18 protein-coding genes are annotated in these 19,708 nt (G+C 53.7%); 4 read left to right on the top strand and 14 right to left on the bottom strand.

The window, feature by feature from the left end; genetic code table 11:
• The first annotated feature begins 33 nt into the window (after positions 1-33).
• Both FHS18_RS15450 and FHS18_RS15445 read left to right on the top strand, forming a co-directional pair.
• Positions 34-1,134: a mechanosensitive ion channel family protein gene (locus tag FHS18_RS15450; protein WP_246427673.1), complete on the top strand. Its 1,101-nt coding sequence runs from the start codon at positions 34-36 to the stop codon at positions 1,132-1,134.
• Positions 1,135-1,267: 133 nt separating this feature from the next.
• Complete coding sequence (locus FHS18_RS15445) at positions 1,268-1,462, top strand: asparagine synthase (RefSeq protein ID WP_183600965.1); 195 nt, start codon at positions 1,268-1,270, stop codon at positions 1,460-1,462.
• 132 nt (positions 1,463-1,594) lie between these two features.
• Here FHS18_RS15445 and FHS18_RS15440 read toward each other — a convergent pair whose 3' ends face one another.
• The 6 genes from FHS18_RS15440 to FHS18_RS15415 all read right to left on the bottom strand — a co-directional run bounded on the left by FHS18_RS15440 (position 1,595) and on the right by FHS18_RS15415 (position 8,022).
• A complete protein-coding gene (locus tag FHS18_RS15440) occupies positions 1,595-2,611 on the bottom strand; it encodes an NAD-dependent epimerase/dehydratase family protein (RefSeq protein ID WP_183600964.1) in 1,017 nt (338 codons plus the stop codon).
• 168 nt (positions 2,612-2,779) lie between these two features.
• Positions 2,780-2,962 (bottom strand): hypothetical protein, encoded by a 183-nt coding sequence (locus FHS18_RS15435; protein ID WP_183600963.1) that lies wholly within the window; start codon positions 2,960-2,962, stop codon positions 2,780-2,782.
• A gap of 106 nt (positions 2,963-3,068) precedes the next feature.
• The gene (locus tag FHS18_RS15430; RefSeq protein ID WP_183600962.1) at positions 3,069-3,986 is read right to left on the bottom strand and encodes an aldo/keto reductase; all 918 of its coding nucleotides are present in this window, start codon (positions 3,984-3,986) and stop codon (positions 3,069-3,071) included.
• A gap of 203 nt (positions 3,987-4,189) precedes the next feature.
• Positions 4,190-4,591 (bottom strand): rhodanese-like domain-containing protein, encoded by a 402-nt coding sequence (locus tag FHS18_RS15425; protein WP_183600961.1) that lies wholly within the window; start codon positions 4,589-4,591, stop codon positions 4,190-4,192.
• A 46-nt stretch (positions 4,592-4,637) separates the two neighbouring features.
• A complete protein-coding gene (locus FHS18_RS15420) occupies positions 4,638-5,027 on the bottom strand; it encodes a rhodanese-like domain-containing protein (RefSeq protein ID WP_183600960.1) in 390 nt (129 codons plus the stop codon).
• 262 nt (positions 5,028-5,289) lie between these two features.
• Complete coding sequence (locus FHS18_RS15415) at positions 5,290-8,022, bottom strand: glycoside hydrolase family 78 protein (protein ID WP_343060544.1); 2,733 nt, start codon at positions 8,020-8,022, stop codon at positions 5,290-5,292.
• Between the two features lie 184 nt (positions 8,023-8,206).
• Between FHS18_RS15415 and FHS18_RS15410 the strand changes: the two genes are divergently transcribed.
• The gene (locus FHS18_RS15410) at positions 8,207-9,127 is read left to right on the top strand and encodes an AraC family transcriptional regulator (protein ID WP_183600959.1); all 921 of its coding nucleotides are present in this window, start codon (positions 8,207-8,209) and stop codon (positions 9,125-9,127) included.
• A 25-nt stretch (positions 9,128-9,152) separates the two neighbouring features.
• Here FHS18_RS15410 and FHS18_RS15405 read toward each other — a convergent pair whose 3' ends face one another.
• The 8 genes from FHS18_RS15405 to FHS18_RS15370 all read right to left on the bottom strand — a co-directional run bounded on the left by FHS18_RS15405 (position 9,153) and on the right by FHS18_RS15370 (position 17,936).
• Positions 9,153-11,783, bottom strand: a complete 2,631-nt coding sequence (locus FHS18_RS15405; RefSeq protein WP_221401338.1) for a putative bifunctional diguanylate cyclase/phosphodiesterase — start codon at positions 11,781-11,783, stop codon at positions 9,153-9,155.
• 307 nt (positions 11,784-12,090) lie between these two features.
• Complete coding sequence (locus tag FHS18_RS15400) at positions 12,091-12,999, bottom strand: ATP-dependent DNA ligase (protein ID WP_183600957.1); 909 nt, start codon at positions 12,997-12,999, stop codon at positions 12,091-12,093.
• A 131-nt stretch (positions 13,000-13,130) separates the two neighbouring features.
• The gene (locus FHS18_RS15395; protein ID WP_183600956.1) at positions 13,131-14,066 is read right to left on the bottom strand and encodes an ABC transporter permease; all 936 of its coding nucleotides are present in this window, start codon (positions 14,064-14,066) and stop codon (positions 13,131-13,133) included.
• Positions 14,059-14,988 (bottom strand): ABC transporter ATP-binding protein, encoded by a 930-nt coding sequence (locus FHS18_RS15390; RefSeq protein WP_183600955.1) that lies wholly within the window; start codon positions 14,986-14,988, stop codon positions 14,059-14,061. Before FHS18_RS15390 ends, FHS18_RS15395 begins: the two co-directional genes overlap by 8 nt.
• A gap of 33 nt (positions 14,989-15,021) precedes the next feature.
• Positions 15,022-16,098, bottom strand: a complete 1,077-nt coding sequence (locus FHS18_RS15385) for a DUF4097 family beta strand repeat-containing protein (protein ID WP_183600954.1) — start codon at positions 16,096-16,098, stop codon at positions 15,022-15,024.
• A 2-nt stretch (positions 16,099-16,100) separates the two neighbouring features.
• Positions 16,101-16,844 (bottom strand): hypothetical protein, encoded by a 744-nt coding sequence (locus FHS18_RS15380; RefSeq protein ID WP_183600953.1) that lies wholly within the window; start codon positions 16,842-16,844, stop codon positions 16,101-16,103.
• Positions 16,845-17,558, bottom strand: a complete 714-nt coding sequence (locus tag FHS18_RS15375) for an ATP-binding cassette domain-containing protein (protein WP_183600952.1) — start codon at positions 17,556-17,558, stop codon at positions 16,845-16,847.
• Positions 17,559-17,561: 3 nt separating this feature from the next.
• A complete protein-coding gene (locus FHS18_RS15370; RefSeq protein ID WP_246427672.1) occupies positions 17,562-17,936 on the bottom strand; it encodes a GntR family transcriptional regulator in 375 nt (124 codons plus the stop codon).
• Positions 17,937-18,149: 213 nt separating this feature from the next.
• Between FHS18_RS15370 and FHS18_RS15365 the strand changes: the two genes are divergently transcribed.
• Positions 18,150-19,700: a GGDEF domain-containing protein gene (locus tag FHS18_RS15365; protein ID WP_183600951.1), complete on the top strand. Its 1,551-nt coding sequence runs from the start codon at positions 18,150-18,152 to the stop codon at positions 19,698-19,700.
• Positions 19,701-19,708: the final 8 nt, after the last annotated feature.

Raw genomic sequence — 19,708 nt, 5'->3', positions numbered from 1 at the left:
ATGTTCATTTTGCACGGTGGAGGTGGATTTGTTTTGGATTTTCGGAATTGGCTGAGCGATCTGGCGGCTAAGGTCCAGTGGTGGGATTTGCTCATCGCATTGGGCATTGCGGCGGTGTTCCTCATCTGCCGCAAAATTTTCGTCAAATACGTATTCAAGTTTCTTATACGTAAATTTCAGCGATATCAAAGCCTTGCCGCATGGATGCAAGCTTTCGAGAAGCCGCTCAGCTACGGGTTTGTCATCTTAGGCGTTTACTTCGGCTTGAAATACGCGCTGCCCTTGAAATGGGAGCTCGACTTGCAATTGATCCATTTGCTCCGCAGCGGCATCGTGATCCTGATCGGCTGGGGCATCTACAATGTATCCGCCGCTTCTTCTACCCTGCTCGAGCAGATCAGCCGACGGTTCGGGCTGGATGCCTCCAGTATGCTGATTCCCTTCTTGTCCAAGACGCTGCGGTTCGTCATTGTGCTCCTCATCGTGACTATCGTAGGGTCCGAATGGGGATTCAGCATCAACGGGGTCGTCGCCGGCATGGGACTTGGCAGCTTAGCGATCGCGCTTGCAGCCAAGGAGACGCTCGGCAATATGTTCGGCGGTATCGTCATCATCTTGGAGAAGCCCTTCGCGAAGGGGGAATGGATCTTGACGCCAAGCGTTGAAGGCATCGTCGAGGACATTACGTTCCGGAGCACGCAGGTGCGGACCTTCGCCGATTCGGTCGTCACGGTTCCGAATTCGATCGTGGCCAATCAGCCCATCACGAACTGGAGCCGAATGGGCAAGCGGCGCGTTTCCTTTAATCTGAAGGTGGCTATGGATTCCGACCGCATCAAGCTCGAGCGGGCCATTGCCCGACTGGAAGACCGGCTGACGACGGACGATCAGATCGACCCTGCCATGATTATGGTTCGATTCAATGAATTTCAAGAAGGCAGTTTAGGCATTTTCTTTTACTTTTTCACCAAAACAACGGTATGGAAAGAATATTTGGCTATACGGCAGGAACTGAATTTTGCCATCATGCAAATTCTTGAAGAGGAAGGCATCCGGCTGGCCTACCCGGTTCAGCAGCTGTTCGTGGAGACAAGTTCCGAAGCGGAGAAGCTGAAGGAAGCCGGCATTTTTTGAAACAGGCAGGTAAAATTCACGCCGTTCGCAAGAACAACCCAATTCGAATGTCGCATGAAATGGCGTCCTTGCAGCGATAATAAGCCTCGTAGTTCAATTCACATCACTGCACACGAGAGGGGCTAAGAACACGATGAGAGAAGGACTTATTCCTACCGTTCTAGGCACGGCGGTTACGGCAACTGGTGCAGCCATGCTCGGTAAAAGCCGCAATCGTCAACTTGCAACCGCCATTCTGGGCTTCGGAGCGGCTCACATCGTTCTCGGCGCGATTGATCTGGTCGAGCATCGCAAAGAGCAGCAACAGCAGCGGCAGGATCTGTATTGAACGACAAGATGAACTAGGATCGCAAGATCCGTTCTGACACTGGCATGAAACAACACCAGCCCGGACCGCTTGCCGCGATCCGGGCTGGTTGCTATTCACATGGAATGGATTGCGCGCCTGAAGGCACACTAATTAAGACGAGATTGCGCGAAGGGCCGATTGCAGGCTCTCGATCACTTTGTCGCACCATTGGTCGAATTCCGGATCTTCGGTCTGGAGCTCGGGATGGGCCAGAATATGTTGGATCGTTTCTTTGATCCCTTGGTCAAGCCTTGTCGTCGCGACAAACTCAGGAACGAGACGCTTCAGCTTCGAATTATCGAATACGACCGAATTCGCTTTGTCCCCGAGCAATCCGCCCCGGTAATCCTGCGTGCTGCAAGCAGCGAGGAATTCGGATGCGACATATACCGCTTGAAGCTTCACGCCAAGCGCATCGGCAATAATCTCGTAGATTTGATTCCACGTGACCGACTCGTCGGACGTAATATGTACGGACTCCCCGATCGCATGGATATTGCCCATCAGGCCGATGAACCCTTTGGCGAAATCCCGGTTGTGCGTCATCGTCCACAAGGACGTGCCATCACCATGAATGATAACCGGCTTATTGGCCAGCATCCGCCGCGCTACCTGCCACGTCCCCTTGTTGCCATGAACGCCGAGCGGGATGGAGCGTTCGTCATAGGTATGGCTTGGTCTGACGATCGTGATCGGGAAGCCGTTATCGCGGTATTGGCGGATCAGATATTCTTCGCAAGCGATTTTGTTTCTCGAATAACCCCAGTACGGATTGGATAAAGGCGTCCCTTCCGTAATCCTGTAGTCCGATAACGGCGTCTGATAAGCAGATGCCGAGCTGATGAACATGAATTGTTTCGTGCGGCCTTGGAACAAGCGGTAATCCCGCTCCAGCTGCGCCGGTTCGAAAGCGATGAAGTCGGCCACGACATCGAAGTTGTGCCCCTCGATCAAACTGGCGACCTGCGCTTCATCGTTAATATCCGCTTGAATGATTTTCACGTTCGCGGGAAGTCCCGCATTCTTGTTCCCCCGGTTGAGCAGATAGAGCTCATGACCGGCCTCGGCCAGCTGCCTCGTTATTGCTGCACTGATCGTTCCCGTTCCTCCAATAAAAAGCGCTTTCACAAAACCACCTCCAGGAGTATGAAAAAAGAAGAGCACGCTGCTTCTATACGATACCACGGCGCGTCCATGTAGAAAAGCCTTGTGCAATTTCCTATCAGGGAGAACGCGCACCTACGAATAATGAACAAAAGCTGCAACCGGTCATCAGCTGCAGCTCCTGCTTATGCATTACGTGGTGTATTTTTCGATAATGTCGTCCAATTCGGTCGCATGCTCTTGGCTCGCCGCTTGAATCTCCTTGTCGACCTTGTTCAAGCCTTGGATCTCGGCAGCGGCCTGAGCTTGCTGATTCAACTGCTCTTCGGCTTGTCCGAGGCCAGTCGCCTCTTGATGGTTTCTACTGGATGTCATCGTTATTTCCTCCTTCGCTTCATCGCATGCGGCTGTAACAATCCGCCCCAGTTACGATTCGCATTCGGTTGTGGAAATATACGACTTCCCCGCATTCCTTCAAAGGTTAAGGCAGCACATTGCCCGCCGCGCGGAAGATCTCGTACCATTCTTGGCGAGTGAGCGTGATCTCGCTTGCCTTGGCGCATTCGAGCAGACGCTCCAGGCTCATCGTTCCGGTCACCGGCTGCATGCGCGCCGGATGGCGGAGCAGCCAAGCCATCGCGATCGTAGTATTGCTGACGTCATATTTGGCCGCAATCTCGTCGATTTTCTGATTAAGCTCCGGGAACTTGTCGCTACCGAGGAACACGCCTTCGAAGAAGCCGTACTGGAATGGCGACCATGGCTGAATCGTAATATCGTGCAAGCGACAGAAATCGAGAATGCTGCCATCGCGGTTCACTGCCGATTCATTCGCCATGTTGACGTTGAAGCCTTGGGTGATCATCGTCGCGTTCGTAATGCTCAGTTGGAGCTGGTTGGCGACGAGCGGCTGCTTTACGTATTTTTTGAGCAGCTGGATTTGCATCGGATTCTGGTTAGATACGCCGAAGTGGCGGACCTTGCCCGATCGCTCCAGCAGATCGAACGCTTCCGCTACCTCTTCCGGTTCGACCAGCGTATCCGGACGGTGGAGCAGCAGAATATCGAGATAATCCGTCTTCAGACGCTTCAGAATGCCGTCCACGGAATCGAGAATATGCTCTTTCGAGAAATCGAACATGCCCGTACGAATGCCGCATTTGGACTGTAGAATCATCTTCTCGCGGATATCCGCGTTCATGTTGATCGCGTCCGCGAAAATCTCTTCGCACGCGCCTCCGCCATAAATATCGGCATGATCGAAGAAATTCGCGCCCGCTTCCATCGAACCGCGGACGAACCGTTCCGCCTCCGCCCGTTCTAGTCCGTTAATCCGCATGCAGCCGACGGCGATTACCGGCACATCGAGATTGCTGGTGCCCAGCTTTATTGTACGCATGATGAAAGTCCTCCCTATAGGCTTGTATGTATCGGTTACCACCCGCATTGTCTCACACGATTGATATCGATTTCAAGGCAGAATGATGACAAATTTACCAAGACCGCGCCAGATACCGCCGCCTTGCACAATAAAAAAAGCGAACACACCATAGGCGCGCTCGCTGCTTGATTCTCTTATTCCAGCTGAGCCGCTAACGTAAATTAGCAGACGCAGCATGATGGACAAACTTCATGGTTGCGGGCTTCCCGACCATAGTAGGCAAAGGAAATCGACCGGAACCCTTTCTTGCGCAAGAAACGCGAAGCCGCGTAGACTTCCGTGCGGTTCGCCCCGATCACCACGAGCGGACGGCTGCTGACCAAATGCCGCTTCCAAAAGGTGCTGAGACGTCCCAGCGACAAGTTAACCGCAGCATGATGATGTCCTTGCTCGAATTCCAGATAGTCCCTGACATCTAGCAATTGAACGTCCCCTGCGGAGGGTGAGGCCATGCTGTTAAGCTCCTCATACCCGATCTGACGCAACCCCCGAACCGGTACGAATCTGCGATAGGCCCATACGACGAGCCATAACGCCAGCAAACCTACAATTAAATTCATCATGAACGCTTCTCCTTCCGTTCGATCGGATTGGACTTGCGACTTGTTGCTACCACTTACTGAGTTTACCGCGCCATCCGCCAATGCCACCCTTCAGATGGGTAAGCCTAGCGTAGCCTTTGCTTCGGAGAACCCGCGCTGCACGCTTGCTTCTCGCGCCGCTCCTGCAGTACAGATAGACGCTGCGATCTTCCGGTATCTCATCCAGCCGCTTATTGAGCGCAGACAGCGGAATGTTCTTGGCACCCGGAATATAGCCGTCCTTGAATTCATGCGCTTCGCGGACATCAATAAGCACAGCGTCGCCGGATGAGGCAAGCGATTCCCGGAACGCCTCTTCGCCGAGCGTCTTAAGTCCTCGAACCGGTCCGAACTGCAAGTAGAGCAGCCAAATAATCAAGAGTACGATTGCTACATCAATAATAGAATTAAACGTCATTTGCGGGCCTCCATATGCATCTTGCGCGAATCTGCTACGAGTAAGAGTATAACCGATCATGCGTCAGATCGCGAACCGGTATTTCTCTCCCTGCTAGCGGACAAGAACGGCATAACCGACAACATTTTAATATTAGTGAGTTACTTAATTTTTGTCAACAAATCTGGTTCGACTGGCAATTCGTACAGTAACTTCATGCGAATAGCCTATGCGGCATTCGCATAGGCTTATCAACCGATCGTGCATGCACATTCTTCTTCAGCTAAGCAGTAGGCGTATCGACAAGTTCGGCAGTTGCGGCATCAACCTGGAAGGAATAGCGGCCGGACCCTAGTGCCAAGATCACTCCACCCTCTTGCTCCGTAGCCGACAATACGCCGGACCCTGCGTCAACGGTTAATCTGCCGGACTGCTGTGCCAGCTTCACGCCAGTAAGCGCAGCGCCGCGCAGTATAGCGGTTGCGGTCGTGTTCGGCGGCACTTCGAATTCATAGTGAACCGAGCCGTCCTTCTCCTTGCGCCATTCGCTGCGTATCGTGCCATACACCGACTCGTAGGAGGCCTTGGCGAATTCGAGCTGGGAGTCCGGACGCGGACGGAATAGAATACGCTTATAGGCGGGCTGCGCTTCATCCATGTCCAGACCCGCAACGGCCCGGTACAGCCAATCGCCTACCGCGCCATAGGCATAGTGATTGTAAGAGTTCATATCGTCGCTCCAGAATGAGCCATCCGGCTTGATTCCGTCCCAATGCTCCCAGATCGTCGTCGCCCCTTGGCGGACCGAGTACAGCCACGACGGGTATTCTTCCTGCTGCACCAGTTTCACGGCGATATCATGCAAGCCATTCTCCGTCAGCACATGAGTCAGATACGGCGTCCCGACGAAACCTGTCGTCAAATGATTCTTCTGTTCTTCCACATATTCGGCGAGCGTGCGCGCCAGTCGCTCACGGACATCGCCTTCGACGAGACCGAACATGAGCGGGAGCACTTGACCGGTCTGGGTATGCGCGGCAAGCCGTCCGCTCGGCGTCAGGAATTCGCGCGTGAAGGCGGCGACGATATTACGATACAGCTCCCCGTATTCCGCCGCATCGTTCGTACGCCCGAGCACCTCGGCCGTCTTCACGAACAGGCCGGTCGAATACGCGTAGAAGCACGTCGCGATCAAATCTCTCGGCGTTGCCCCGATATAGCTGCCGTCCTTCGCGTCCAGACCGAGCCAATCGCCGAAGTGGAATCCCGTATTCCATAGGTACGGGTCTGATCCCTGCTCGCGAATATAGTCGACCCAACCCTTCATGCTCCCATACTGCTCTTCGAGCACGCGCTTGTCGCCGTAGCATTGATACACCACCCATGGACAAATAACGGCAGCATCGCCCCATGCCGCAGAGGAGAAGGAATTATCGTCCAGTATATGCGGCACCACGAACGGAACTCCCCCGTCCTCGCGTTGATCGGCTTTCAGATCCCGCAGCCATTTGGCAAAGAAAGGCGCAACGCCGTAATTAAAAGCAGCCGTTCGGATGAACACCTGCGCATCGCCGGTCCACCCAAGCCGCTCATCCCGTTGCGGGCAATCGGTCGGTATGTCGAGGAAATTGCCGCGCTGACCCCAGACGATATTCTCCTGCAGCTTGTTCAGCAACGGATGCGAGCATTCGAACGATCCCGTCGTCGGCATATCCGAGTGAATGACATGGCCGGTGAAACGGTCAAGCGCCAGCGGCGTATCTTGCGGCCATCCGCTTACCCTTACATAACGGAAGCCTTGGAACGAGAACCGGGGTTCATAGCTCTCCCCGCCGCCGCGGCATATATATTCCACCGTCTGTTTGGCGCTTCGCAGATTGCCGGTATAGAAGTTGCCTTCTCGATCGAGTACCTCAGCGTGTTCCAGCTTAATGACCGTTCCTGCCGGAAGATCGAGGCGAAGATGAAGCCGCCCTACCATATTCTGCCCCATGTCGATCACGGTATCGCCCGCTGGCGTCTGCAGCAATTCGATCGGCGCGATCCGCTCCGTGATGCGTACAGGTTCATTCTCCTGCATGACCAGCATATCGAACGGATGCTGCAAGATCGCAGTGTCCTTCCAACTACTGGAATCGAAATCCCCCTGGCTCCAACCGCTCAGTTCGAGTCTCGCATCGTACCGCTCGCCATGATAGATTTCGGCCATCTGAATCGGTCCCTTAGCTGCCTGCCACGTATCGTCACTCGCCAGAATCTCGCTCGATCCGTCCGTATATTCGATATGCAGCTGGAGCAGGAGCGCTCTCGTATCTCCGTAGACCTTTACCTGATTGTTGAAACCGATATTCCCCTTATACCAGCCGTTCGCCAGCATCGCGCCGATCGCGTTCTTCTCCCCCGCTCGCAGCTGCCGCGTGACTTCATAGGCTTGCACCTGCAGACGGTGGCGGTAGCTGGTCCATCCCGGCGCGTATTGCAAGTCCCCTACACGCTCGCCATTGAGCTCAAGTTCATAGAAACCTAGGCTCGTCGCGTATATGGTCGCCTTGGCAACGGCCGATGCGACCGGGAATGCTTTGTGCAGCATGAACGCCTCTTCCGAATCCGGATCAATGGCATTGGGGTCCGGCGTAATCCAGGAAGCTTGCCAATCCGAGATGGCTAGCAGCCCCATCTCAAAGTAAGCCGTCTCGCTCCACTTGGACTCACGCCCCTTGTTGTCCCAGATGCGAATGCGATAGTAGTAGCGCTGCCCCGATTGCAGTTCAGGTCCTTCGTATTCCGCCAATATCGACTGTTCGGAATCGATCCGCCCCGTATCCCAGAGCAAACGATCCTCCTCCAGCGCCGCGGCTGATGCCGCCAGCTGAATCTGATAAGCGGTCTGCAGCACGTAAGGCGCATCGGAATCCAGCTTCCAGCTGAATCGCGGCTTGCCGCAGCCGAGACCGATCGGATTTTGTTCGTATTCGCACCGAATCTGTTTCATGGCAAGTTCCGGTTGGTTCATCATGCAATCCCCCTGTTCGGACATGTACGAGATAAGCGCATTTCGGCGTTCTCTACTCTTATTGTAGAAGCAGACGCTCATTCGTTTGGCGGGTGATTCGGACATTATTATAGGTGGATCTAGACATAAAGAAAGCGATTTCGTACAGTATCAGTAGGAATTCATCCGAATGGGAAAGGAGGACTGGATGAACATGAAGCGTCCCCCGATGATCATGACCGGTCATGATTTATTCGAAGCGGATATGCCCATCTTCGTCAATCGGGCCTATGAATCGTTTGACCTTAGGGAGCATGCGCACGATTTCATTGAAATCACGTACGTCAGCGAAGGCGAAGGCATGCACTATATCGATGGCGAAGCCGTTCCCGTCCAGCAAGGGGCCATCTGGTATATCCCCGAAGGACGTAGCCATGTCTTTCGGCCGCGGACGACGAAGAAGGACCGGCCGTTGATCGTCTACAACTGTTTGTTCAAGACGGCGTATCTCACCGAGCTTGGCGCTTCGATTCCGTCCTTCCAAGCGATCGCTGCCCAGTACGCGGCTCAAAGTCTGCAATTCTTCGAGGTGAAAGATACGCGTGGAGAATTCCACGCGCTCTTCCGTGAACTGTTCCGCGAATATAGCAGGCGTACCGAAGGCTTCCTTGCCATTATCACCGCTCTTCTTGTACGCATCGTTACCGGACTGCACCGGCAACGCGGACATCAACGAGTAGCTGATGGCGCTTCTCCGCCGAGCTTGCTGTCGCTTGAAGAGTCGATTGCTTATATCGACCGCCATTATGCCACGGAACTGCGCCTGCCTGATATTGCCGCGCAAGCCAGTTTGAGCGAACGGCAATTCAGCCGGTTGTTCCGCAAGCAGACCGGCATGAGCTTCACCGCTTATGTTCAGAATGCCCGCATGGAAGAAGCATGCCGTCTGCTGGCCGCAAGCCGGCTGTCCGTATCGGACGTCGCCGCTCAAATCGGATACGCGGACATGAAATATTTTCACCAGCTGTTCAAGCGGAAGACCGGCGTTACGCCGCGTGCTTACCGGGGCGCTTCATCACCGAACGGCAATCTGCCGCAACAACGCCAAGAAGCACCATTCCCCGATTGAGGAAATGGTGCTTCTGTCACTTTCTCTAGTCGCGCTTGCCATTGCGAACGGTCAGTTGCTTCGCGAAGTCGTCCAGCGGAACGGGTCTGCTGAACAGGTAGCCCTGCATCTCTTCGCACCCCATCTGCTGCAGCAGTTTCATCTCCTCTTCCGTCTCGATCCCCTCTGCCACAACCCCGAGCGACAGGCTGTGCGCCATCTGGATCATCGACTGGACGATGGCCGCCTTGCCGGCATCCGTGCTCATCGGCGATACGAACGACTTGTCGATCTTAATGCGGTCCGGGAGCACCCGGTGCAGCTGCCCGAAGGACGAATAGCCTGTCCCGAAGTCATCAATGGCGATACTGATGCCCATATCCTTAATCGTCGTGAGCCTTTGCATCGCTTGGTCCTCGTCCCGGATCAGGAACGCCTCCGTAATCTCCAGCTCCAGCTTCTCCGGCGGGAATCCCGTCTTCTCAAGCATCGCCTTCAGTTTCTCGATCAAGTCAGGTTCCTCCAACTGCCGCGGGGACAAATTGACCGCGATCGTAAGTTCAGGATAACCCAGCTTATGCAGCTGATCCATGGCCAAGAATGCTTGCTCCAGCACCCACTCGCCGATCGGCACGATCTGTCCGGTTTCTTCCGCAACCGGGATGAACCGGTCCGGCGGCACGATGCCCCGTTCGGTATGGTTCCAGCGGATCAACGCCTCAGCGCCGGTAATCGCGCCGGTCGCGCTGCTTACCTTCGGCTGGAACAGCAGCATGAACTCGTTGTGGGCGATCGCGTGATGAAGCGCATGCTCCAGCTGCAACCGATCAAGCGACTTGCGGTCTAACATTGCGGTATAGACGGCCGGCTGATGACCGCCTTTTTCCTTCGCATGATACATCGCCGCATCCGCCTGCCTCAGAACCATATCGATCGTCATGGCCGGATCGTTGCAGATTGCGATGCCGATGCTCGTCTTCACGAAGATCTCATGCGAATGCAAATAAATCGGCTTGCTCAGCGCCTCGAGCACATTGCCGGCAGCGGATTCCACCTCGCCCATTTCATCGAAACGCACGATAATAACGAACTCATCCCCGCCCAGTCGGTAGATGCCTTGATCCGGCAATGCGTTAGTCAAGCGCTGCCCGACCTCCAGCAGCAGCTGGTCGCCCGCGTGATGGCCCATCGAATCGTTCACCTGCTTGAAGCGGTCCAAGTCGAGCAGCAGCACGGCAATTCCCCTGCTGGCAGCAGCGCCTCTCAGCTCGCTAAGCAATTGCTGCATATCCACGTTAAAATGGAGGCGATTCGGCAGATTCGTCAGCATATCATAATGCGCCAGTCGATGCAGCTGCTCGGTCTGTTTCTGCAGTCGTTCATTCATGACCTGCGTTTCGTGGAACATGGCAAGCAGCTCGCCGGACATGGTCTGGAAGTTGGCGACCAGCCACCGCATCTCAACGAACGGCGACGTCGGCCAAGGAATATTTTTCTCGCGTCTTAGCCGTTCCGGCAACCCCTTGGTCATCGTGGCAAGCTTGTACAGCATGAAGAGCAAGTAGCGGGAAAGCAGCAGATTCGCTACTGCAGACAGTACAATGAACGCAATAACGATCGCATAGGTTAACGCTTGAATCTTCCGTTGGTCGATCATGCCCGATTCCGTCGGCTGCTCGATGACAAGATGCAGTTCACGCGGTCCGAGCGGTCCCCTATAGACGAAACTCGATTCATTCCATTCATTCGTCATGACCAATTTGGAGCCTTTAGCCGGCTGCCACATATAAAAGGACGGCCCTTCCTTCCCCCAACGCCCTGCTTGCAATTTGCTCCATTGCTGGCCGACGGGCTCCGTTTTGTCCGTGGTGTAGACGATATGCCCAGAGGCGTCGAGAATATAAATTCGGACGCCATGCAGTTCACTCATTCGCTGCATGCCGGGTTTCATCGGAGTCGGAATCGATAATTCATTCGGCAATGGTTCCATCGATTGCCACTGAATGTAATCATGACGCAAATTCTGATGAATCGTCGTGAGCTTCATTTCGTAGTTCTGCGTTACGTAGTTGCGATTGTGTATGCTGTAGATAAAGATGAAAATCATGAACGGGCACACGACCATAAGCATGCTGGTATGGAAAGCAAGCCGGTTAAGCGAAAGCTGGCCCCGTTCTCTTCCCTTAATCCCGGCAAGACGATGCAGCGGCAAATAGAACACGATAATCTCTGCGATAAGACTGTTGAAAGACGTATTAAGCACATATTTGAACAAGAAGACGAGCCAGCTGAGGCCCAATTCCCCGCTGTCCATGTAGAACGGTACTGCGATAATAATCCATCCGGGAATTAACCAGAACAGTAAATTGCTTAACAACAAATACGGGACCTTCATCTTGCGATATAGACCTGTAAACAAAATCATTAGGATCGCTAGAAAATATAAAAAATTGTTCCCGAACACAAATATAGTGGTCATGTACACGGCAATGGTAAGGAGTGCCGCCCGCTTCGTGCCGAATAGCAGCAGCGCAATATACAGAAACAACGAATCGAATAAATAATGGAGACCAAAACCGAGGGGAAGCGTGTATATGTTCGTTAACAAGGCGCAGATATACAGCACAATAGCCGCAAGAATAGGGCGTATTCTGCTAAGTAAGTGTTGAGTTGTCATCAGGATCGTTCCTATCTGGTTGAAGTGACTTCTCGTGTTGAATATAAGATACCGTTCGTAAATTCGACATTGAGAATCATTTTTCGACATGGCATTCTTATATTCCTGCTTGCCCTTGATGGATTTCATCTAAATTTAGGACTCCTGCATGTTTCTTGTGCGCAAAAATAGCCCGCAAGCCATGGATGTTGATCATCCGTGCCGCGAGCCTTCTCCTTGCTTAACGGGCTTAACCGCCTAGTGCCTGCTGACGCGGGATCCAGCGATACCCAGCCATGCCGGCCCCACGTTCACTCCTTCCATAACCTTAATACGACCAGGAACAGTCCTCCACCCGCTTATCGAAGCGAAAACCGATGAACTCCGTATCTCCCAGCTGATGCGTATCGGAACGGTCCCGATATTGAATGGTGCACACAAGTAACGGTTCCAGCCATTGCGTGCGCCCGTCCGATGAAGTATGCAGGGGATGGGCAAGCGCCAGGAATTCCTTTCTGGCTGCTTCACTGATCCCCGATTCGACTATGCCAACCGGCTTGTTGCGGACCGTTCGAAAATGCAGCCCAATAACAAGCCCGAACCGGGGCTCCGTGCGATAGCCGAGAATGATCGCGTCAATGCGCTTGGCATGCTTGATCTTAATCCAATCTTGCGAGACGGTGTTCACCTTGTAGCAGGACGACGCGCGCTTGGCGACGATGCCCTCCATCTCCTGCTCCCGCGTCCATGCATAGAGCGCCCGGCCTTGCTCTGCGATATAAGCAGACGGCACGATCACGTTAGAGACGGTCAGCATAAGTTGCAGCCGCGCTTTGCGCTCCAATAACGGTTCCTTCAGATGCTCTATCGTCGAGCGCAGCACATCGAAGACGACGAAAGTTGCCGGATGCGTAGTGAGCGCCGATCGGATTTTCATAGCGTCGCTTAACCGGCACCGATAGGCAAAATCATCGAACGCCGAGCGGCTCCCGCGCAAACATACGCCTTCACAATCAAGCACGGCCGTATGTCCGCCGATGGCGGCGGCTGCTTCGCGCAGTTCCGGGAACTTGTCCGTCACCAATCGGCCGCTGCGCGTATAAGCCTCTAGCCGATCCCCTTGCTTGTGCAGCAGCAAACGGATGCCGTCCCACTTGGGTTCGAACAGGAATTCGATGTCGTCGAACGGTTCTTCACCGCTTGTAAGAAGCATCGGCTTGATGGGCGAGAATAGCATGGGCGGCTCTCACACCTTTCTGACTGCAATCGTGTTATTAGGATCGACGGATATGGGAATATCATAACATCGGATACGCAAAAAAAGCCCCGCAAGGGAGCTTTTTCAAGAAGAAACAATGGCGCTATACGTTAAGCTGCTACGTCTCTGCGCGTGAATACGAGCCATGAGACCAGATTGAAGAGAATGAAATACAACGCCAGCACGATAACGGAGAATGACAGCGTCATGCCATCTTGATAAGGCCGCCCGCTCAAATACTGGGACAGATCGAGATTCGCGAAGAGCAAGTACTTGCTCCATTCATAGCGCTGCAGCAGCTCGAGCACGATCGTGCCGGCGAACAGCGAGAAGATCGAGATTCCGATCGCCATGGCGCTGCTGCGGAAAGCGGATGAGATCATGAACGCCATCGTGACGAATATAATCGTAGATACGCCGTTCAGAAGATAGGTCTGCCACAGATTGGCTACCATACTTTTCTCCACGACGACCCCCTCGCCATTCACGGTCAAGAGCGGCAGATCGATCGCCTTGAATTGATAGAGCAGACCATTCACGAGCACCGAGACGACGAAGAGGATAATAAGCAGCCCGAAACCGAACAGGATCATCGATAGATACTTGGAAATCAGAATCTTCAGACGGCTAGCGGGGCGAATGAGCAACAACTTGATCGTCCCGGCCGTGAATTCCCCGGCTAAGCTATCTCCGGCGACGATGACCGTGAATAACGTAATTAAGATGAAGAGCGAGGCCGAACCGTTGATGCCGTCCCACATCGTGCCCGGCTCCGGCCGAATGTCATGGGTGAGACGATAATCGATAATCGCAAGCTGATCTTTGTAGTAGACCTGCGATTCCGGATCAAGCTCAGGGTCGCTCAATACCGCTTGCATGTCCTGCTGCTGCTCGATAACATCGTTACGCCAGCTGGCGTCCGAACTGTCATAATACCATTCGACGAAACTGCCCACCAAGACAGCCGCGATCATGAAACCGACCATCACCCATGTCCGCCAGCGGCGGTACAGCTTCATATTCTCGTTGCGGATCAAATTAACCAACCTGCTCACCTCCAGTAATCTGCAAGAACCTGTCTTCCAGCGATTGGCGAACAGCCCTGACGCCATAAATCTGAATATCTTGACGCATCAAATGAGCGAGGATAGCCGGAATCTGATCCCGCACGGCTGTCACCAGCAACCCTTCATCGGTCATCTCCACGCCTTGCACGCCTACGATCGCTTTGATTTCTCCCAACGCTTGTTCTGCCGGCGTCGCTTCGATCAAATAGGTCTGCGCCTGTTCGTTCCCGCCGATGAAATCGCCGATCGGTTTCACGTCGACCAGCTTGCCGTGCATCAAGATCGCGACGCTGTCGCACATCAGCTCCATCTCCGACAACAGATGGCTGGAGACGATAACCGTAATGCCTTCGGTTCGCGTCAGATGGCGCAAATAATCACGCAGCTCTCGGATGCCCGCAGGGTCGAGGCCGTTCGTCGGTTCGTCCAAGATAAGCAGCGACGGGCGATGGAGCAGTGCTTGGGCGACGCCAAGCCGCTGCCGCATGCCGAGCGAATATTTGCGCACCTTATCGTGAATGCGGTCTTCCAGCTTGACCAAGGCGATGACCTCATCGATCCGTTCCTTCGTTACGCCCGGCACCATCCTCGCAAAGTGAATGAGGTTCTGATAGCCGGTCAGAAACTTGTACATCTCCGGATTCTCGACAATCGCGCCTACGTGGCGGATCGCCTGCTCGAACTCGGTCTTAATGTTCTTCCCTTTAATCCTGATCTCGCCTTCGCTGATCGCCATCAACCCGACCATCATCCGAATGGTCGTCGTCTTGCCCGCGCCGTTCGGACCGAGGAACCCGAAGATCTCGCCTTGCGGCACTTCAAAAGTCAAGTTGTCGATAAGCGTCTTGCGGCCCACGCGCTTCGTCACCTGACGAAGACTTACGATCGGCTCATTAGCCATGTACCTCATCCCCCTAGTTAGATGGTCGATTGCCTATTCATTCGAAGCATGGTGAACGATAATGTTCGCCGCTACCGCACGGACTTCGACACGCTGCGACCCATCGCCAACCTTGCTTGTCATGCGTTCCTTATTCCCTTCTGTCTGCTCGCTCCCGGCAAGCGTCGTAATGATGCCGCCGTCCTGCGTCTCCAGCCAGAGCGCATAACCGATCTCGGCTGCCAGCAGGACCGTAATTTCTCCATCGTCAGCCTTCACTCGCATATCACTGCGTACGCCGTCGAGCAGCAGATCGGTGGCGAGCGACGTCATCGCCGCGGACCCGGCAATATCATGCAAGTTCACATAACCGTATCTCGAGTCGCTCGTTACGTCGCCATCGACGCGCTTAACGACCGACTGACCATTGACGGTCCTCAAGTCCAGATCGCCGGTAATCCCCTCGATCATCGCATCGCTGAAGTCGGTAGTCAGATCGATATCGCCTGTAATCCGGGTCAACAATACATTGCCGGAGTACGAACTCAAGTCAAGCTTGCCGCTCGTGTCCGATATTTCGAGCATGCCGCTCTTGGATACGGCTTCGATGTCGCTCTTCACGCCTTGTACGGAGACAATGCCGTATTCGCTGTTCACCTGCAGCTTCAGCCCTTCCGGAAGGAGCAGCTCATAATCCACCTGAACGGCGACCGAATCGACAGGTTTGCCGTCAGCCGATAACGTGAATGTCAGCTTGCCATCCTTCACCGATTGCTCGACCTGCACAGCCTTGCTCTTTAGATCCGCCGCTTCTTGCGTGGAGCCCGTAGCCGTGATCGCGGCCTTCAGTTCGATCATTCGTCCCGCCGCACGTCTTATTTCGACCTTGCCGGACGTATGCGACAGTTCGATGCCTGTAATCGTCTTACTGTCTAACTTCAGCTGCCGCTCGGATTGCGCCGTCATGGCGCGATGCGCGTCTTCATACTCATTCGTCCGCTGTTCATTCACGAACTGCCTTCCGACGCTCTCGAAGATTTCGAACTTCCTCACCGAGATGTCTACGACAAGACCGGCGAGGAGAACGGCGATTACGGCGATAAGCAGCATTTTTTGGGCCTGCGTTGTCATCCTCACACCTCCACGACCTTCTGGAATATATAGCCGTTCAGCCATGTAAGGACGATCGTGAAGAGCAGCAGCACCAGGAACGGGCCGCTATGCAAGTACAACACATCGTAATTCTCGCCCCCGAAGTAGACGTCCGGCAGCCATAGCAGCAGCTGGGATAGAAGCGGACTTACGCGGAGAACCAGCCTTAATGCAGCCAGGAAAGCACCGGTGACGACCAGCCATTTGAACCGATGAACGAGTTGGCCGCACAGGTAAGCGAACTGGATCAGGACGAGCACGAAGCAGACGAGCAGCGTGTAGATCCAGAAGCTGTTGGCCGTCAGGTTGAGAAACAGCGGGAATGATTCGAATATCTCCGCGCTCTCCTTGAATTCCGGCCAGATGGCGTGCAGCAGGATGATGGCGAAGCTTATTCCCGTAACAGCCAGCGTTAGCATCAAGGCGGTAAGGACCGCCGACAATTTGGCGACCAGTACAGCCCATCCCCTGATTGGCAAGGACAGGAGCAAATAGATTGAGTTCGTCCGCCATTCACTATGCAGTTGATAGTACCCCGTCCCGACCGCAAGCATGGAGACGAACAAGAAAGGCATGAACAAGGAGGTGATGAAGACGACGTCGTCATCCCATACGTTGGTTTTGGAGAGAATGAAGAAATGAAGAATAACGATGATGAGCGCGCATACGCCGAACACCGGTGCGATGCTCCTGCATTCCTTCCCATATAACCTGCGGAAAGCCATCTACGTATACACCTTCTCCCATATATTCTCGAGCGAGCATCCGTAGGTCGAACGGAGATTCTCTGCGGAATCGAACAGTTTCACGCGACCTTGATGCAGAAAAATAACATCGTCGAACATCGGTTCCGACTCGCTGACCGTGTGAGTCGATAACAGAATCGTCTGTTCCTCGGACTGAAACTCCGAGATGATGGAGCGGATAATCTTCGCCCTCGACGGAGGATCGATGCCGGAGAACGGTTCATCGAGCAGAATGAGCGGGACATTGCGGGCGAAAGCCGTAATCAGTTTCAACCTTGCGCGCATGCCCTTCGATAGATTGCGCATCTTCTGCTTGCCGTCAAGCTCGAGCGTTTCCATTAATGCCGCAGCTTTGTCCGCCTGCCAGTCGCTATAGAAACCGGAGAGGAAGCGCAGCGTCTCCGCGACCGTCATCCAGCCGTAGAGATGGTCAATCTCGGGCAGATAGGCGATATGCTTCTTGTTGTGCACGTCCGGCGTTCTCCCGGCGACTTGAATCATGCCGGAAGTGGGATAGATCAAGCCGGCGATCATCTTCATCAGCGTCGACTTGCCGCTACCGTTCGGGCCCAGTAAGCCGACGATGGTACCTGTACGGATTTGAAGATCAATATCGGTGAGCGCCTGTTTGAGCAAATAACGTTTATGTATAGCGGTGAGCTCGATCATGTATGGATTGCCGTCCGTCTGCACGAATTACCCCTCCTCCTCTTGGTACAGGTGCCGGCGCAGCATGCGCTCGGTCTCTTCCGGCTCTATGCCGAGCCCCTGCATCTCCTCTATGAATTGCCGCACGGCAGCCTGCGCCATCTCGGATCGAATATGGACGAGCAGCGCCGGATCTTTACGTATGAATGTGCCTTGTCCCCGCAATGTTTCCGTCAGTCCTTCCCGCTCCATCTCTTGATAAGCCCGCTGCACCGTATTCGGATTGACCTTGGATATCTGGGCTTGCTCCTTATGCGAAGGTATCTTATCCCCTGGCGACAGTTCGCCTCTGGCGAGCGCCTTCTTCACTTCATCCACCATTTGCGAATAAATCGGTTTGGGGCTGTTAAAATCCAGCTGCAATATGCCACCTCCCTTACTCCATTGAACCAGTGCACTATCTCACTAGTGCACTTAAACCATATAATCCTTCTCTCCGTTTGTCAATACGCATTGAAGTAGCTTCTCGGGACGTCAATAAATACCAATTGGAAATTGATTTACAATCGGTCTATTTCTCACCTATAATATCGGGTAATTAGACCTATAATTTAGTCATCAAGAAGGAAGTCGCATATGCCTTTGTTAGCATGGAGAAAGCCCCTTCAAGTTATTATCACCCTCTATATCTGCGTGACCATCTTGCTCATGCTGCAATATCCGACAAATCTCACCCTCAAGACGATTCTTCTCTTCATCCCTACCGTATTCGCGGTTGCGCTGAACGTCCTAACCGTCCGATACAAGCAAGGCAACTTTCGAAAATTCTGGATGTTCATTATGCTGGGATCTGCCAGTTATTCCTTGGCCAACCTGATCTATTACGCTAGCGTCTGGTTCAATTTACCCAGCGGGATCACGTATGGGGCGGACCTGCTGTGGAATATGCAGACGATTATGTTTTTCATGGCCCTCGTCCTGCTGCTGCTCCAAGAGAAAAACCATTTCCGAGGCATTCGTTTTATGTTGGACTCGGTCATTATGATGGTCATTCTAGTGACGCTCAGCTTGAAATTCATCATTATTCCGAATATCCAGCTGATGCTGACGAATATGACGATGCTCGGCGTCATTACGAATGTCATCTATCCGTTGTCGGACCTGGGCATCTTATTCTGCATCCTCCATGCGGTATACAGCTATCGGATCGTGACTAGGTACGAAACGACGGTTCTCGCCTACATTTTGACCGGCATGGTCATGTTCGTCGTCGCCGATGCCTTCTATATGTACCAACTGGCGGTCGGCACCTTCATCGCCGGCGGATGGCTGGACCTGATCTGGGATATCGGCATCTTGCTGATCGGTTTTGCGGGCTTGTACTCCTTCGATCGCCCTCGCGGAGAAACATCGTCGAGATCCGCTGGCTCTTCGACCCAGCTTAGGCGAAACAAAAGCGAAATGTATAATTTTAAGCGGGCCATTCTGCCGTATACCGGCTTTTTCTTCATGGTGGGACTGCTCGTCTACGAATATAAGCTGCACCGCGACCAACTGTTCATTGGCGTGCTCATCGCCCTGCTGCTCATGCTGCTCCGTCAAGTTGCGGTCATCAACGAGAACCGCATGCTCATGTCCAAACTTCAGTTGGCACTCGGTCATACCGACCATATGGCCAACCATGATGAGCTGACCGCATTGCCGAATAGAAGGATGTTCATCCGCCAGCTTGATCATGCCGTCGAAGCAGCCTCCGCGTCTGGCGAACAGCTTGCCGTCATCTTTATCGATGTCGATCATTTCAAATCCGTGAATGACCGCTATGGACATGGTATTGGGGACCGGCTCATCTATGAGGTATCCAGGCGGCTTAGCCGAGCTGTCAAAGGGCAGCAGGCGCTCGTATCGCGATTGAGCGGGGATGAATTTACGGTCATGCTGCGTTATGTTACGAACAGCGGGCTAGAGGAAGTGCTTGCGAGCATTGTCACCGAGCTGGCTGCTCCTTTTGAGCTGGCTCAACATTCGGTCCATGTGTCTGGAAGTGTTGGGGCGGCCAGCTATCCGCTGCTCGGGCGCACAAGAGAGGAACTGCTGCGCCATGCAGATGCTGCCATGTATTTGTCCAAGAGTCTCGGCGGCAATCAGTATCAGGTGTATTGCGGAGCCATTATAACGGAAAAATAAATAACGGC

Origin of the sequence: Paenibacillus phyllosphaerae (assembly GCF_014192105.1) — a bacterium.
Classification (GTDB): Bacteria; Bacillota; Bacilli; order Paenibacillales; family Paenibacillaceae; genus Paenibacillus_Z; species Paenibacillus_Z phyllosphaerae.
The sequence above is the reverse complement of the archived record's forward strand: the minus strand, read 5'-3'. Positions and strand labels throughout refer to the sequence as shown.